Below are 16,226 nucleotides of genomic sequence, written 5' to 3'. Positions count from 1 at the left end.
GGTGCCAGGCAGCCGGACCACAGGTCCGGCGGGACATAACGGCCGAGTTCGTGTCACCGGTGCCTGGCACCAGTGACACGAGCTCGGCAATAAGCTGGCGCGATTCTTGCTCTGCAATGAGGCATGAGCCGCAATCTCCGCATCGTCCTCGTTCACCCACCCCAGGAAAGGGAAGCGTCGCAGCGTGCCGCCGCGCTGCATGCCGGCCTGACCGAGGCGGGCTATGAGCTCGTCGCGTCGCTGCCTGCCGATTTCCACCTGCCGGAGCGGGTCGCCCGGCTGCAGCCCGATATGATCATCGTCGACGCCGAATCCGATGCGCGCGACGTGCTGGAGCACATCGTCGTGGCGACGCGCGACGAGCGCCGTCCCATCGTCATGTTTACCGAGGACGACAACCAGTCCTCGATGGAAGCCGCGCTGGAGGCGGGCGTCTCGGCGTACATCGTTGCCGGCCTGCAGCCGGAGCGCATCAAGCCCGTGCTGAACGTGGCGCTGGCGCGCTTTCGCAAGGAGCAGAAGCTGCTGGACGAGCTGGAAGACACCAAGCTGAAGCTCGCCGAGCGCAAGGTCGTCGACCGCGCCAAGGGCCTCCTGATGACTCGTCACGGCATGACGGAGGACCAGGCCTACCAGCGCCTGCGGACGATGGCGATGAACAAGAACCTGAAGCTGGCGGAAATCGCCCAGCGCATCCTGGACGTGGAGGACTTGCTGGGCTGATGCACAAAGCTGGTGCGCCCCGGCGGGACAGACATGCAGATCGAAAAAACCACCGTTAACATCGGATTCAACCCGCTGACCGACTGCGCGTCGGTCGTGATGGCGTCCGTGCTGGGCTTCGACGAGAAGCACGGCATCCGCATCGCGCTGTCCCGCGAAATCTCGTGGGCCGGCGTGCGCGACAAGTTGATGACCGGCGAACTCGATGCCGCCCAGGCCCTGTACGGCCTCGTGTACGGCACCCAGTTGGGCATCGGGGCGCAGCGGCGCGACATGGCCGTGCTGATGAACCTGAACCGCAACGGGCAAGCCATCACGCTGTCGCGCCGCCTGGCCGAGGAGGGCGCCACCGACGGCGCCAGCCTGGCCGCGCTGATGCGCCAGGACGGGCGCCAGTACGTCTTTGCCCAGACCTTCCCGACCGGCACCCACGCGATGTGGCTGTATTACTGGTTGGCCGCCTTCGACATCCACCCGATGAAGGAAGCGCGCGCCATCACGCTGCCGCCGTCGCAGATGGTCTACAACCTCTCCGAAGGTCATATGGACGGCTTTTGCGCGGGCGAGCCGTGGGGCCACCGCGCCGTGATGGACGGCGTCGGCATCACGGCGGCGACGAGCCAGCAGATCTGGCCCGACCATCCCGAGAAGGTGCTGGGGGCGTCGCTGGACTTCGTGCGCGCCCACCCGAACACGTGCCGCGCGCTGATCGCCGCCGTGCTGGAAGCGAGCCGCTGGATTGATGCCAGCGACGCGAACCGCCGCGCCACCGCCGAAATCATCGCCGGCGTCACCTACGTCAACACGGACAAGGCCGTGATCCTGCCGCGCATCCTCGGTCATTACGAGAATGGCATGGGCCGCGCGTGGCAGGACGAGCACCCGCTGCGCTTCCACCAGGACGGGCAGGCGAACTACCCATGGCTGTCCGACGGCATGTGGTTCATGACGCAGTTCCGCCGCTGGGGCCTGCTGCGCGCCGACCCGGATTACCTGGAAGTCGCGCAGGCCGTCACCCAGTTGCGGCTGTACCGCGAGGCGGCCGAACTGGCCGGCGTGGCCGTGCCGCACGAGACGCTGCGCAGCTCGACATTGATCGATGGCCGCGTGTGGAACGGCCGGGATCCGGCCCGTTACGCGGCCTCGTTTCCCCTCCACCAGCGCTGAACGCTGCATTGCACCAAAGCCGGGCGGCGCTGCACCGCAAACTTGCACGCCGCTCCCTTTCTCCCCCTGTTATTGAAAAGCTCTCCCTCTGAATGCGGCCCCGCCGGGGCTGGCACGGCTCTTGCAAAGTAGAGGGCAAGAGGTCAATGGCGATCTCCTGACATTGCACAGCCGGCCCAACGACGGGGCGGCATCAGGACAACGGCGTCCGAGCGGTACCTGCGCACCAACACGTGTGGCGCGGGACCGCCCGGACGCCTTTTTTTTTGTTTCTCAAGACAGGGATAAAAAATGACGACCAACGCTGTGAGCACGTCAGCCCGCAAGGCCGACAGCATCAAGCTGTTCTCGCTCGCCACGCCACAGATGCGCGCCTTCCACCTCGCCTGGCTGGCGTTCTTCGCCTGCTTCTTCGCCTGGTTCGCGTGCGCCCCGCTGATGCCAGTCATCAAAGGCGAATTCGGCCTGACCCCGGCGCAGATCGCCAACATCAACATCGCCGCCGTCGCCATCACGATCCTCGTGCGGATGGTGATCGGCCCGATGTGCGACCGCTTCGGCCCCCGCAAGGCACACACCGCGCTGCTGATCTTCGGTGCGATTCCCGTGTTCGGCGTCGCCGCCGCGCAGTCGTACGAAGGCTTCCTGTTCTTCCGCACGCTGATCGGTGCGATCGGCGCCAGCTTCGTCGTCACGCAGTACCACACGTCCGTGATGTTCGGCCCGCGCGTCGTCGGCACCGCCAACGCGGCAACGGCCGGCTGGGGAAATGCGGGCGGCGGCGTCACGCAAGCCACGATGCCGTTGATCCTGGCCGCGATCCTGATGCTGGGCGTGTCCGAAACGATGGGCTGGCGCCTCGCGCTGATCGTGCCGGGCGTGCTGATGATCGTCGTCGGCGTCCTGTACTGGAACTTCACGCAGGACTGCCCGCAGGGTAACTACGCCGAGCTGCGCGCCGCGGGCATCGAGATCGAAGGCGGCAAGAAAGGTGGCTGGGACAGCTTCAAGCTGGCCGCCGCGAACTACCGCGTCTGGCTGCTGTTCGTCACCTACGCCGCGTGCTTCGGCGTCGAGCTGTTCATCCACAACGTGGCCGCCACCTACTACGTCGACAAGTTCGGCCTGTCGCTGAAACAGGCCGGCCTGGCTGCCGGCAGCTTTGGCCTGCTGGCGCTGTTCGCCCGCGCACTGGGTGGCTTCGTGTCCGACAAGATGGCCCTGCGCAGCAGCCTGAATGGCCGAGTCACCTTGCTGTTCGTGCTGATGCTGGGCGAAGGCGCTGGCCTGATCTGGTTCGCCCACTCGGAAAGCGTGGCGATGGCGATCGTTGCGATGCTGTCGTTCGGCCTGTGCGTGCACATGGCGTGCGGCGCCACCTACGCGCTGACGCCATTCGTCGACAAGCGCGCGCTGGGCGGCGTCACGGGAATCATCGGCGCGGGCGGCAACGTCGGCGCCGTCGCTGCCGGCTTCCTGATGAAGGGCGTCGGCGATACGCAGCACACGCTGTCGATCCTCGGCTTCTTCGTCGTGCTGTCGGCCGTGTGCGCGATCGCCGCGCGGTTCTCCGCCGCGACGAATGCGGAACACGCGCTGGCACCGGCCACCGCTTGATTACTGATTGCTACTGATTGCTGGAGTTGGATATGAAAATCGTCGTCATCGGCCATGGCATGGTCGGCCACAAGTTCCTCGAAAGCCTGGCGGACAACCCCGTCGCCGGCATGCAGGTCACGGTGCTGTGCGAGGAGCCGCGTCCCGCTTACGACCGCGTGCACCTGTCCGAATTCTTCAGCGGCAAAAGCGCTGACGACCTGTCGCTCGTGAAGCCCGGCTTCTTCGAGCGCGACGACATGGTGCTGCGCCTGAACGCGCGCGCCGAGGCGATCGACTTGAAAGCCAAAACCGTCACGGCCAGCACGGGCGATGTGCTCCCGTACGACAAGCTGGTGTTCGCCACCGGTTCCTACCCCTTCGTGCCGCCGGTCGAAGGCCGCGACCGCAAGGACTGCTTTGTCTACCGCACGATCGAAGACCTGGAAGCGATGACGGAAGCAGGCAAGCGCCTGAACACCGGCGTCGTGATCGGCGGCGGCCTGCTGGGCCTCGAATGCGCCAAGGCACTGCGCGACATGGGCCTGATCACCCACGTCGTCGAATTCGCGCCGCGCCTGATGGCGGTGCAGGTCGACGACGGCGGCGGCCGCATCCTGCGCAACAAGATCGCCGAACTGGGCGTGACGGTCCACACGGGCAAGAACACGACGGCCATCGTCGACGGCGAGGAAGGCCAGCACCGCATGCAGTTCGCCGACGGTTCGCACCTGGACGTGGACATGATCGTATTCTCCGCCGGCATCCGCCCGCGCGACCAGCTGGCGAAGGAAGCCGGCCTGGCGATCGGCCCGCGCGGCGGCATCGTCATCGACAACTCCTGCATGACGTCCGACCCGGACGTGTACGCGATCGGCGAATGCGCGCTGCACAACGGCATGGTGTACGGCCTGGTGGCGCCGGGCTACGACATGGCGCGCGTCGTCGCGAAGCAGCTGGCCGGCCAGGCCGCCGAATTCACGGGCGCGGACATGAGCACGAAGCTCAAGCTGATGGGCGTGGACGTGGCATCGATCGGCGACCCGCACGGCAAGGAAGAGGGCAGCCGCAGCTACCAGTTCACCGACGAGCGCCGGCAGATCTACAAGAAGATCGTCGTCTCCAACTGCGGCAAGTACCTGCTGGGCGGCGTGATGGTCGGCGACGCGGGCGAATACGGCACGCTGCTGCAGATGATGCTGAACCGGATCGAGCTGCCGGAATCGCCTGAATTCCTGATCCTGCCGCAGTCGGATGGCAAGGCCAAGCCGGGCCTCGGCGTCGATGCGCTGCCGGACTCCGCGCAGATCTGCTCCTGCAACAACGTCACGAAGGGTGCGATCTGCGGCGCGGTGGCCGACGGCGCCACGTCGATTGGCGCGCTGAAGAGCTGCACGAACGCCGGCACGTCGTGCGGCGGCTGCGTGCCGCTCGTCACGCAGGTGATGAAGGCAGAGATGAAGAAGCAGGGCATGGACGTCAACAACCATGTCTGCGAACACTTCCCGCACTCGCGCCAGGAACTGTTCCACCTGATCCGCGTGGGCGGCATCAAGACGTTCGACGACCTGCTGCACAAGCACGGCAAGGGCCTCGGTTGCGACGTGTGCAAACCGCTGGCGGCGTCGATCTTCGCCACCTGCTGGAACGACTTCGTGCTGAAGAAGGAGCATGCCGGCCTGCAGGATACGAACGACTACTACCTCGGCAACATCCAGAAGGACGGCACGTATTCCGTCGTGCCGCGCATGCCGGGCGGCGAAGTGACGCCGGACGGCCTGATCGCCGTTGGCCAGGTCGCCAAGAAGTACGGGCTGTACACGAAGATCACGGGCGGCCAGCGCGTCGACCTGTTCGGCGCCCGCGTCGACCAGCTGCCGTCGATCTGGGAAGAGCTGATCGCGGCCGGCTTCGAGACCGGTCACGCGTACGGCAAGTCGCTGCGCACCGTGAAGTCGTGCGTGGGCTCGACGTGGTGCCGCTACGGCGTGGACGACAGCGTGGGCCTGGCGATCGAGCTGGAGAACCGCTACAAGGGCTTGCGCACGCCGCACAAGATCAAGTTCGGCGTGTCCGGCTGCACCCGCGAGTGCGCCGAAGCGCAGGGCAAGGACGTGGGCATCATCGCCACCGAGAAGGGCTGGAACCTGTACGTGTGCGGCAACGGCGGCATGAAGCCCCGTCACGCCGAGCTGTTCGCGTCCGACCTCGACAAGGCAACCCTGATCAAGTACGTCGACCGCTTCCTGATGTTCTACAGCCGCACGGCGGACCGCCTGCAGCGCACCAGCACGTGGCGCGAAAACCTCGAGGGCGGCCTGGACTACCTGAAGGAAGTGATCATCGACGACAAGCTGGGCGTCAGTGCCGAGCTGGAAGCCGACATGCAGCGCGTGGTCGACACCTACGCTTGCGAGTGGAAGGAAGCCGTCACCAACCCGGAAACGCGCCAGCGCTTCCGTCATTTCGTCAACAGCGACGCGAAGGACGACAACGTCGTCTTCATCGAGGAGCGCGGCCAGATCCGGCCCGCCACCGCGGAAGAAAAGAAGCAGCGCGTCATCCCCATCAAGGCAGCATAAGGAGATATCACCATGAAACGTGAGAACCAAGCCGCGAACTGGACCGCCGTGTGCGGCGTCGACGACATCGTGCCGAACACCGGCGTGTGCGCGCTCTTGAACGGCGAACAGGTGGCCGTGTTCCGCCTGAACGACGGCCTTGATACCCGCGTGTTCGCGATCGGGAACTACGATCCGAACGCGCATGCTTCCGTGCTGTCGCGCGGGCTGGTGGGCAACCTGGGGGAACGCATCGTCGTCGCCTCGCCGCTGTACAAGCACCACTTCGACCTGCAGACGGGCGAGTGCCTGGAGGCGCCGGAACACTCGGTGCCGACGTGGCCCGCGCGGATCGATGCAGGAAAGGTGTGGGTCGGGGCATGAGGTTCGGCTTATGAAGCCCGCCCTGGTCGTCGTCGGCAACGGCATGGCCGGCATGCGCACGGTCGAGGAATTGCTAGCGCTGGCGCCTGGCCTGTACGACATCACAGTGTTCGGCGCCGAGCCGCACGGTAACTACAACCGCATCCTGCTGTCGCCCGTGCTGGCCGGCGAGAAGTCGGTCGACGACATCATGCTCAACACGCGCGACTGGTACGACGCCAACGGCATCACGCTGCACGCGGGCGATCCGGTCGTCGCGATCGATCGCCGCCGTCGCATCGTGCGCGCCGCGTCCGGCCTGGAAGTGCGCTACGACCGCCTGCTGATCGCCACCGGCTCGAAACCGTTCATCATTCCCGTGCCGGGCCATCAACTGCCGGGCGTGCTGGCGTTTCGCGACATCGCCGACGTCGAGAGCATGCTCGACGCCGCGCGCAACCACAAGCACGCCGTCGTCATCGGCGGTGGCCTGCTGGGCCTGGAGGCCGCGAACGGCTTGCTGAAGCAAGGCATGATTGTGACGGTGGTGCACGTCACGGACGCGCTGATGAACCAGCAGCTCGACAAGCCGGCCGCCCAGCTGCTGCAGCGGGCGCTGGAAGCGCGCGGCCTGAAGTTCATGCTCGAAGCGAACACCGCGGAAATCGTCGGCCCGGACCGCGTCACCGCCGTGCGCTTCAAGGACGGCACCGAGGTCGCCGCGGACCTCGTCGTGATGACGGCCGGCGTGCGCCCGAATATCGACCTGGCGAAAACGGCCGGGCTGCACTGCGAGCGTGCCATCGTGGTCGACGACACGTTGCAGACGTACGACCCGCGCGTGTATGCCGTCGGCGAATGCGTGCAGCACCGCCGCGCCACGTTCGGCCTCGTTGCGCCGATCTGGGAGCAGGCCAAGGTGTGCGCGTCGCACCTGGCCGGCTCGGGCCACCGCCGCTACATCCAGCAGGCGTCGCCGACGCGCCTGAAGGTTACGGGCATCGAGCTGTATTCCGTCGGCGACTTCATCGGCGGCGAAGGCAGCGAGGACCTCGTGCTGCGCGACGCGCGGCGCGGCGTCTACAAGCGCCTGGTGCTGGACGGCCCGCGCCTGACGGGCGCCGTGCTGTATGGCGACGTGCAGGATGGGCCGTGGTACTTCGACCTGATCCAGCGCGGTGCCGACATTTCGGCGCTGCGTCACACGCTGCTGTTCGGGCCAGCGCTGGCCGCATAACAAGGAATCATCGTGAATCTGTCCCAGGAACACCTGTCCGTCGCCACCACCTGTCCTTACTGCGGCGTCGGCTGCGGCGTGAAGGCCGTGCCGCAAGGCCCGCAAAACGCCACGATCAGCGGCGACGCGGCGCACCCGTCCAACTTCGGCCGGCTGTGCGTGAAGGGCTCGGCCCTCGGCGAGACGCTGGGCCTGGACGGCCGCCTGCTGCACCCGCAGGTGCGCGAGGGCGGCCAGTTGCGGCAAGTGTCGTGGGACGACGCGCTGGACCGCGCGGCCAGCCAATGGCGCCGCATCGTCGACGAACACGGGCCGGACGCGGTGGCGCTGTACGTATCGGGCCAGTTGCTGACGGAGGATTACTACGTCGCCAACAAGCTGATGAAGGGCTATGTCGGCAGCGCGAACATCGACACGAATTCGCGGCTGTGCATGTCGTCCGCCGTGGCCGGGCACAAGCGCGCGTTCGGCGAAGACCTGGTGCCGGTCGATTACGCCGACCTGGACATCGCCGACATGGTCGTGCTGGTCGGCTCGAACACTGCGTGGTGCCACCCTATCCTGTACCAGCGCATCGTGCGCGCGAAGGAAGCGCGGCCGGACGTGAAGCTCGTCGTCATCGACCCGCGCCGCACGGCCACGTGCGAGCTGGCCGACCTGCACCTGCCCGTCAAGCCGGGCACGGACGTGTGGCTGTTCAACGGCCTCTTGGCATACCTGGCGCGGATCGGCGCTGTCGACCCCGCGTTCATCGCGAACCACACGCAAGGCTTGCCCGACGCGCTGGAAGCGGCCGACATCACGCCCGAGGAAGTGGCCCAGGCGTGCCGGTTGAAACTGGAAGACGTGCTGGCGTTCTATGAGGCGTTTGCCGCCACGACGAAGGTCATCACGGGCTTTTCGATGGGCGTGAACCAGTCGTCGGCCGGCACGGACAAGGTCAACGCGATCATCAACTGCCACCTGCTCGGCGGCCGGATCGGCAAGCCGGGCATGGGCCCGTTCTCGATCACGGGCCAGCCGAACGCGATGGGCGGGCGTGAAGTAGGGGGCCTGGCCAATATGCTGGCCGCCCACCTGGACCTGGACAAGCCGGACCATCGCGCCGCCGTGCAGGAATTCTGGAACTCGCCGCGCATCGCGGACAAGCCGGGCCTGAAGGCCGTCGACCTGTTCCACGCGATCGAGTCGGGCAAGGTGAAGGCCGTGTGGGTGATCGCCACGAACCCGATCGTCAGCCTGCCGGATGCGGACCAGGTCAAGCGCGCGCTGGCGAAGGCGGAGCTGGTGATCGCCAGCGACGTCGTCACCGATACCGACACGAACGCGTTTGCGCACGTGCTGCTGCCGGCGCTGGCGTGGGCCGAGAAGGATGGCACGGTGACGAACTCCGAGCGGCGCATCTCGCGCCAGCGCGCGTTCCTGCCGGCGCCGGGCGAAGCGCGGGCGGACTGGAAGATCCTGGCCGACTTCGCGCAGCGGCTCGGCTACACGGGCTTCGACTACGCGCACCAGAGCGAGATCTTCGCCGAGCACGCGGCGCTGTCGGCCTGGAAGAACACCCTGGATGCACTGCCGCGCGCATTCCACATCGGCGCCCTGGCGAGCCTGGATCGCAGCGGTTACGATGCGCTGCAGCCGGTGCAATGGCCGCTGGGCCGCCGCGTGTTTGCCGACGGGCGCTTCTCGTTCCCGGATGGCCGTGCGCGCTTCGTGCCGACGGTGCCGCGCCTGCCCGTCAACACGGCCGGCGGCGAATATCCGCTGGTGCTGAACACGGGCCGGATGCGCGACCACTGGCACACGATGACGAGAACCGGCCGTGCACCAAAGCTGGCCGAACATACGCCGGAATCGTTCGTCGACCTGCACCCGCAGGATGCGCTGCTGTGCGGCGTGCGCGAAGGCGAGCTGGCACGCGTGTCGTCCGCCTGGGGCAGCATGGTCGCGCGCGTAAAACATGGCGGCGGCATCGCGCGCGGCAGCGTGTTCGTGCCGATCCACTGGAACGGCCAGACGGCATCCGATGCGCGCGTCGGCGCGGTCGTGAACCCGGTGGTCGATCCCATCTCCGGCGAACCGGAATTCAAGCACACGCCGGTAATCGTCGACCGCTTCCCCGTGCAGTGGCATGGCTTCGTGCTGTCGCGCACACCGCTCGATCTCGACATGGTTGCATACTGGACGCGTGCGCAGGGTACTGGCTTCCAGCGCTACGAACTGGCGGGCCGCAACCGCATCGCCGACTTCGGCACGTGGGCACGCCAGCTGCTGGGCGTCGATGACGACGATGCGGACTGGCTCGAATACGCCGACCGCAGCGCCGGCGTATACCGCGCCGTGCACGTCGTCGACGACCGTATCGCGCAATGCATTTTCGTGTCGCCGCGGCCGGACCTGCCGGAGCGGGCGTGGCTGGCCGGCCTGTTTGCAAGCGAAGCGTTGACGGACGTGGAACGGGCCGGCGTGCTGGCCGGGCGGCCGTTGAAGCAGGGGCTCGACGCGGGGCCGACCGTGTGCTCGTGCTTCGGCGTGGGCCGCAACACGATCTGCAACGCGATCCGCGACAAGGACTTGAAGACGGCCGCCGAAGTGACCGCCTGCGTGAAGGCGGGCGGCAACTGCGGCTCGTGCGTGCCGGAGATCCGGCAGTTGATCACCGTGGTGCGCGAAGAGCGCGTCGCCGCGGCGGGCTGATCGGCGTCTGGCGCAGCGTCGGCTGCGGAGCGCGCGCCCCGCTCGCGCATACGCCGCTAGAATCGAAGGCGACCGCACTGCTTCGAAGGATACGCAATGATCGACCTCTGCCCCGAATGCGGCGCCGCCGACCTCGTGTACGACCGCCACGGCGTGTCGTACACGTACAAGGACCGGCATACGACGATCCCGTCCGTCGCCGCCTACCACTGCGCCCAATGCGGCGGCGTCACGCTCGACCCCGCCGCCGTGCACCGCTACGACGAACTGGTGGCGCAATTCCACCGCCGCATCGATGCCGAAGCGGCCGACCCCGCCTACATCCGCACCGTGCGCAGCAAGCTGCGGCTCGATCCGGTCGAAGCCGATCACGTGTTCGGCACCGATGGTTTCGTCCACCTGGAAACGGGCAGGGTGCAGCCGCATCCGTCCACGCTCAAACTGCTCAAGCTGCTGGAGCGGCACCCCGAGCTGGTGGACGAATTGCGCGAGTAAGCGACGCAATAGTTGCACGACCGCGGCAGCTAGCCAACCGCGCCGGAAACGGCTGAGTTGCCGCGTTGTGATCGCTAGCGTACAGAGCGTATTTTCCGCTTTGTGTTAGATTAAAGTCATCAGCATCAACGTTTGCGGAGCTGTGTATGCGCCGTCCTATCGTCCTCGTGCCTGCGTGCACACGGCAGATCGGGCATTTCCCGAATCATGCCGCCCAGAACAAATATGTGAACGCCGTCGTCCTTGGCGCGCGTTGCATGCCGCTGATTTTGCCTGCACTGGCGGAGCTGACGGACATGGAGGCGGTGCTGCACGTCGCGGACGGGATCATGCTGACGGGCTCGGCGTCGAACGTGCAGGCGGACCTGTACGGCCAGCCGATCCGCAATCCGGCGCTGCCGCTGGACATCGCTCGCGATGCGACCACGTTGCCGCTGATCCGCGCCGCGGTGAAGCGGGGAATTCCGCTGCTGGGCATCTGCCGAGGCTTCCAGGAAATCAACGTGGCGCTGGGCGGCACCTTGCACCAGGCGGTGCAGGAACTGCCGGGGATGATGGACCACCGCGACCGCGAAGACGATTCGCTGGACGTGCAGTACGGCCCGGCCCACCCGATCCGCATCGCCGCGGGTGGCAAGTTTGCGGAAATGCTGGGCCATCCGGAGGAAATCATGGTCAATTCGCTGCATGGGCAGGGAATCGACCAGCTGGCCCCCGGCCTCACCGTGGAAGCGGTGGCGCACGACGGGCTGGTGGAAGCTTATACCGTGAGTTCGGCGCATGGTTTCACGCTGGCGGTGCAATGGCACCCCGAGTGGCGCATCACGGAAAACCCCGACTCCATGAAGATGTTCCTGGCATTCGGCAACGCATGCCGCGAATATCAGGCCAAGCGCCAGGAGCGGGCATGATCACTTACGAAGCCTGGGCCGGCGGAATCCCGTAGCTGTTGTTACCAACTGAGTGCGAGGGACGCGGCCCGAGAGGCGCCGCGCGCATTAACTTTTGGGAGCAAACAATGGCAATTCGCGAAAACTTCACCTATACCGACATGGACGAGTGGCTCAATGCGAAACGGGTCACCGAAATCGAATGCCTCGTGCCGGACCTGACCGGCGTCGCCCGTGGAAAGATCCTGCCGCGCGTGAAATTCACCGAGGAGCGCGGCATGCGCATCCCCGAAGCCGTACTGGGCATGACCGTCACGGGCAATTCGCCGGTCGACGATCCCGCCTATGACCGGGCGATCTCGAAGACGGACCGGGACATGATCCTGAAGGCCGATCCCACGACGATCACGATGGTGCCGTGGGCCACCGACCCGACCGCGCAGGTCATCCACGACTGCTATTTCGCTGACGGCCGCCTCGTCGATTTCGCGCCCCGCTCGGTGCTGCGCAAGGTGCTGAAGCTGTACGAGGACAAGGGCTGGAAGCCGGTCGTCGCGCCGGAGCTGGAGTTTTATTTGACCGACAAGATTTCCGATCCGGACCTGCCGCTGAAGGCGCCCGTCGGGCGCAGCGGCCGCGCCGAGACGTCGCGCCAGGTGTACAGCATCGACGCCGTCAACGAATTCGACCCGCTGTTCGAGGACATCTACGATTACTGCGACGAGATGGGCCTGGACGTGGACACGCTGATCCACGAAATCGGCGCCGGCCAGATGGAGATCAACTTCCTGCACGGCGAGCCGCTGGGCCTTGCCGACAAGGTGTTCTTCTTCAAGCGCACCTTGCGCGAGGCGGCCCTGAAGCACGAGATGTATGCCACGTTCATGGCCAAGCCGATGGCCGGCGAGCCCGGCTCGGCGATGCACATCCACCAGAGCGTCGTCGACGCGAAGACGGGCTGGAACATCTTCTCGAACGAGGATGGTTCGCCGTCCGCGCTGTTCAAGCACTACATCGGCGGCCTGCAGCGCTTCATGCCGTCGGCATTGGCCATCGTCGCGCCGTACGTGAATTCGTACCGTCGGCTGGTGCGCCACACGGCCGCGCCGATCAACATCCAGTGGGGTGTGGACAACCGCACCGTGGGCTTCCGGGTGCCGGAATCGGGCATCCAGGACCGCCGCGTGGAAAACCGCATCATCGGCTCGGATGCCAATCCCTACCTCGCGCTGGCGGTCACGCTGGCGTGCGGCTACCTGGGCATGACGGAGCAGCTCGAGCCCACACCGATCACCCAGGGCAGTGCGTATGAGATGGAATACGAGCTGCCGCAGGGGTTGCCGGAAGCGCTGGCACTGTTGCGTAAGGAAGAAAAGCTGCGCGGGGTGCTGGGCGAGCGCTTCATCGACGTGTATGCTGCCATCAAGGACCTGGAACACCAGGAATTCATGACCGTCATCAGCCCGTGGGAGCGGGAGCACCTGCTGCTGCACGTGTAACCGGCGCATCGCGCCACACTCTCACGGACCGACGCTCGGCCGCCGCGCGGCGGTGGTTCACGACACCCGCTGCGCCTCACCCGGGAGGCAATCATGACCACCACGCCCACCGTGCCGGAACTGCCCGACACCAAAGGCCTGCAGCGGCTCGACGCCGCGCATTACCTGCATCCGTTCACCGACCACGCGGCGCTCGCCGAGAAGGGCGCGCGCGTGATGGTGCGCGGCGACGGCATCTGGCTGTGGGATTCGGACGGGCACAAGGTGCTCGATGCGATGTCCGGCCTGTGGTGCGTCAACGTGGGGTATGGCCGGCGCAGCATCACGGAAGCGGTGGCGCGGCAGATGGACACGCTGCCTTTCTATAACAGCTTCTTCAACACGACGACGATTCCCGCCGTCCAGCTGGCGGCCAAGCTGGCGAAGATCGCCCCCGCGGGCTTCAACCACGTGTTCTTCACGGGCTCCGGCTCCGAGGCGAACGACACCAATGTACGCATGGTGCGCCGCTTCTGGGACCTGGCCGGCCAGCCGGAGCGCACGGTGATCATCAGCCGCCACAACGCGTACCACGGCAGCACGATGGCCGGCGCGTCGCTGGGCGGCATGACCGGCATGCACGTGCAGGGCGGGCTGCCGATTCCCGGCATCGTCCACATCGGCCAGCCATCCTACGCCGACCATGGCACCGGCATGACGTTCGAGGAGTTCGGCGTGTATGCCGCGTCGTGGCTGGAAGAGCGCATCAAGGAGCTGGGGCCGGACAAGGTGGCCGCCTTCATCGGCGAACCGATCCAGGGCGCCGGCGGCGTGATCATCCCGCCGCCCACGTACTGGCCGGAGATCCGCCGCATCTGCGACAAATACGACGTGCTGCTGATCGCGGACGAAGTGATCACTGGCTTCGGCCGCCTCGGCAAATGGTTCGCGGCCGACGTGTACGGCATGCGGCCGGACCTGATCACGTTCGCGAAAGGCGTCACGTCGGGCTACGTGCCGCTGGGCGGCGTGCTGGTGGGCGACCGCGTCGCGGACGCGCTCGTGCGCGGCGGCGACTTCAATCACGGCTTCACGTATTCGGGCCACCCGGTGGCCTGCGCGGCAGCGCTGGAGAACATCCGCATCCTCGAGGAGGAACGTCTGCTCGATCAGGTGGCGCACGACACGGGGCCTTACCTGAAGCAGCGCTTCGCCAGCCTGGCGGCGCACCCGCTGGTGGGCAGCGCGGAGAGCTTCGGCTTCGTGGCCGGGCTGTCGCTGGTGCGGCGCAAGGCCGCCCACGTGCACCATCAGCTGCGCTTCGACCCGGGGCTCGGCGTGGGGATGCTGTGCCGCGCCCACATGTTCGAGCAGGGCGTGATCATGCGCGCCGTGGGGGACAGGATGATCATCGCGCCGCCGCTGATCATGACGCGCGAGCAGATCGACGAGATGATCCAGAAGATCCGCTACTGCCTGGACCTGACGCTGACGGACCTGACGGCGCGGCGCTGGCTCGACTGAGCCGGGCCGCACCGCGGGGAGGGCGGGAAGGTCAGGCCTTCATGCCGGCCATGTGGGCCGGCTCTTCCTGGCGGTTCTTCAGGAGCTGCGGCGCCAGCGAACCGGCGAACATGCCTGCGAACGCGGCCAGCAGGCCAGCCAGCTGGCCCGGGAAGTGCGCGCCCAGCTCGGACACCTGCGGGAAATACAGCACCCATACGCCGATGCCGGCGGCGATCGACAGGATCGCGCCCTGCGTCGTGGCGCGCTTCCAGTACAGGCCCGCCAGCAAGGGCACGAACGCACCGACCAGGGTGACCTGGTAGGCGGACGACACCAGTTCATAGATCGACGTGCCCTGCATCGCGATCGCGTAGGCCAGCACCAGCGCGGCGAAGATGACGATCGTGGCACGCATCGCGAACAGCTGCTGGCGGTCCGTCATGTCCGGGCGCAGGTTCTTCAGGATGTTCTCGACGAAGCTCGTCGACGGCGCCAGCAACGTGGCGGACGACGTGCTCTTGATCGCGGAGAGCAGCGCGCCGAAGAACAGGATCTGCATAATCAGCGGCATCTTCGTCATCACGAACGTGGGCAGCAGGCGCTGGTAGTCGTTCTTCGCGATGTCCATCGCATGGTCGCCCATCACGACGACGGCCGCCGCCACGATGAACATCGGCACGAAGCCGAACAGGATGTAGCTGGCACCGCCGATCACGGCGCCATTGCGCGCGGTCGGCGCATTCTTGGCCGACATCACGCGCTGGAACACGTCCTGCTGCGGAATCGAGCCGAACATCATCGTGATGGCCGCACCGATGAAGAAGATCACGTCGTTGAACGACGGTTCCGGCAGCAGGCGCCACAGGTCCGCATGCTGGGCCATCGCCAGCACCTTGTCGGCGCCGCCGGCCAGGTCGGCCGCGAAGAACGCGATGATCGTCATGCCGACGACCAGCACGATCATCTGGATGAAGTCGGTAATCGCGACGGCGAGGAAGCCGCCGACGACGACGTAGATCAGCACCGCCAGCGTGCCGATCACCATGCCGGTGGACGGCGCCATCGCGCCATTGGTCAGCACGGCGAACACGAGGCCCAGCGCCGTGATCTGCGCGGCGACCCAGCCCAGGTAGGACAGGATGATCGCGACGGAGCAGAACACCTCGATGCCCTTGCCGTAACGCTGGCGGTAGTAGTCGCCGATCGTCAGCAGGTTCAAACGATACAGTTTCGACGCGAAGAACAGGCCGACGAGAATCAGGCAGGTGCCGGCGCCGAACGGGTCTTCGATGACGGCGTTCAGGCCGCCCTGCACGAATTTCGCCGGCACGCCCATCACGGTTTCGGCGCCGAACCACGTGGCGAACGTGGTCGTGATCACCATGACCAGCGGCAGGCTGCGGCCGGCGACGGCGAAGTCCGCCGTGTTCTTGATCCGCCGCCCCGCCCACATGCCGAGAGCCAGCGTACCCAGGAGGTAGAGCACGACGAAAATGATCAGGGTGGTGTTCAT

General features: G+C 66.4%; 12 protein-coding genes. 11 read left to right on the top strand and 1 reads right to left on the bottom strand.

The window, feature by feature from the left end:
* Positions 1–123 precede the first annotated feature (123 nt).
* From IP92_RS11140 to IP92_RS11090, 11 genes are all read left to right on the top strand, one after another.
* Complete coding sequence (locus IP92_RS11140) at positions 124–723, top strand: ANTAR domain-containing response regulator (protein ID WP_145874602.1); 600 nt, start codon at positions 124–126, stop codon at positions 721–723.
* A gap of 33 nt (positions 724–756) precedes the next feature.
* Positions 757–1,890, top strand: coding sequence for a CmpA/NrtA family ABC transporter substrate-binding protein (locus tag IP92_RS11135; RefSeq protein ID WP_145874601.1), 1,134 nt, complete (start codon positions 757–759; stop codon positions 1,888–1,890).
* 291 nt (positions 1,891–2,181) lie between these two features.
* Positions 2,182–3,507: an MFS transporter gene (locus IP92_RS11130; protein ID WP_145874600.1), complete on the top strand. Its 1,326-nt coding sequence runs from the start codon at positions 2,182–2,184 to the stop codon at positions 3,505–3,507.
* Between the two features lie 32 nt (positions 3,508–3,539).
* A complete protein-coding gene (gene nirB / locus IP92_RS11125; protein ID WP_145874599.1) occupies positions 3,540–6,068 on the top strand; it encodes a nitrite reductase large subunit NirB in 2,529 nt (842 codons plus the stop codon).
* Positions 6,069–6,080: 12 nt separating this feature from the next.
* Positions 6,081–6,431 carry a nitrite reductase small subunit NirD gene (gene nirD, locus IP92_RS11120; protein WP_145874598.1) on the top strand — a complete coding sequence of 117 codons (351 nt, stop codon included), beginning with the start codon at positions 6,081–6,083 and terminating at the stop codon, positions 6,429–6,431.
* A 10-nt stretch (positions 6,432–6,441) separates the two neighbouring features.
* Positions 6,442–7,647, top strand: coding sequence for an NAD(P)/FAD-dependent oxidoreductase (locus IP92_RS11115; RefSeq protein ID WP_145874597.1), 1,206 nt, complete (start codon positions 6,442–6,444; stop codon positions 7,645–7,647).
* A 12-nt stretch (positions 7,648–7,659) separates the two neighbouring features.
* Positions 7,660–10,344, top strand: coding sequence for a nitrate reductase (locus IP92_RS11110; RefSeq protein ID WP_145874596.1), 2,685 nt, complete (start codon positions 7,660–7,662; stop codon positions 10,342–10,344).
* 96 nt (positions 10,345–10,440) lie between these two features.
* A complete protein-coding gene (locus tag IP92_RS11105; protein WP_145874595.1) occupies positions 10,441–10,839 on the top strand; it encodes a type II TA system antitoxin MqsA family protein in 399 nt (132 codons plus the stop codon).
* Positions 10,840–10,985: 146 nt separating this feature from the next.
* Positions 10,986–11,750: a gamma-glutamyl-gamma-aminobutyrate hydrolase family protein gene (locus IP92_RS11100; protein WP_145874594.1), complete on the top strand. Its 765-nt coding sequence runs from the start codon at positions 10,986–10,988 to the stop codon at positions 11,748–11,750.
* Between the two features lie 107 nt (positions 11,751–11,857).
* Positions 11,858–13,228: a glutamine synthetase family protein gene (locus IP92_RS11095; protein WP_145874593.1), complete on the top strand. Its 1,371-nt coding sequence runs from the start codon at positions 11,858–11,860 to the stop codon at positions 13,226–13,228.
* A gap of 93 nt (positions 13,229–13,321) precedes the next feature.
* Positions 13,322–14,731, top strand: a complete 1,410-nt coding sequence (locus IP92_RS11090; protein ID WP_145874592.1) for an aspartate aminotransferase family protein — start codon at positions 13,322–13,324, stop codon at positions 14,729–14,731.
* A 31-nt stretch (positions 14,732–14,762) separates the two neighbouring features.
* On the opposite strand, the gene IP92_RS11085 is transcribed toward IP92_RS11090, so the two are convergent.
* Positions 14,763–16,226, bottom strand: coding sequence for a high affinity choline transporter 1 (locus IP92_RS11085; protein WP_145874591.1), 1,464 nt, complete (start codon positions 16,224–16,226; stop codon positions 14,763–14,765).

This window comes from Pseudoduganella flava (genome assembly GCF_007830495.1).
Taxonomy (GTDB): domain Bacteria; phylum Pseudomonadota; class Gammaproteobacteria; order Burkholderiales; family Burkholderiaceae_D; genus Rugamonas; species Rugamonas flava.
Note: the sequence above shows the minus strand (reverse complement) of the source record. Positions and strands in the feature narration are given on the sequence as shown.

Coding starts and splice junctions, on each gene's coding strand:
- IP92_RS11130 (WP_145874600.1), top strand. CDS start 2,182: ATGACGACCAACGCTGTGAGCACGTCAGCCCGCAAGGCCGACAGCATC.
- IP92_RS11140 (WP_145874602.1), top strand. CDS start 124: ATGAGCCGCAATCTCCGCATCGTCCTCGTTCACCCACCCCAGGAAAGG.
- nirB (WP_145874599.1), top strand. CDS start 3,540: ATGAAAATCGTCGTCATCGGCCATGGCATGGTCGGCCACAAGTTCCTC.
- nirD (WP_145874598.1), top strand. CDS start 6,081: ATGAAACGTGAGAACCAAGCCGCGAACTGGACCGCCGTGTGCGGCGTC.
- IP92_RS11085 (WP_145874591.1), bottom strand. CDS start 16,226: ATGAACACCACCCTGATCATTTTCGTCGTGCTCTACCTCCTGGGTACG.
- IP92_RS11095 (WP_145874593.1), top strand. CDS start 11,858: ATGGCAATTCGCGAAAACTTCACCTATACCGACATGGACGAGTGGCTC.
- IP92_RS11135 (WP_145874601.1), top strand. CDS start 757: ATGCAGATCGAAAAAACCACCGTTAACATCGGATTCAACCCGCTGACC.
- IP92_RS11090 (WP_145874592.1), top strand. CDS start 13,322: ATGACCACCACGCCCACCGTGCCGGAACTGCCCGACACCAAAGGCCTG.
- IP92_RS11105 (WP_145874595.1), top strand. CDS start 10,441: ATGATCGACCTCTGCCCCGAATGCGGCGCCGCCGACCTCGTGTACGAC.
- IP92_RS11100 (WP_145874594.1), top strand. CDS start 10,986: ATGCGCCGTCCTATCGTCCTCGTGCCTGCGTGCACACGGCAGATCGGG.
- IP92_RS11115 (WP_145874597.1), top strand. CDS start 6,442: ATGAAGCCCGCCCTGGTCGTCGTCGGCAACGGCATGGCCGGCATGCGC.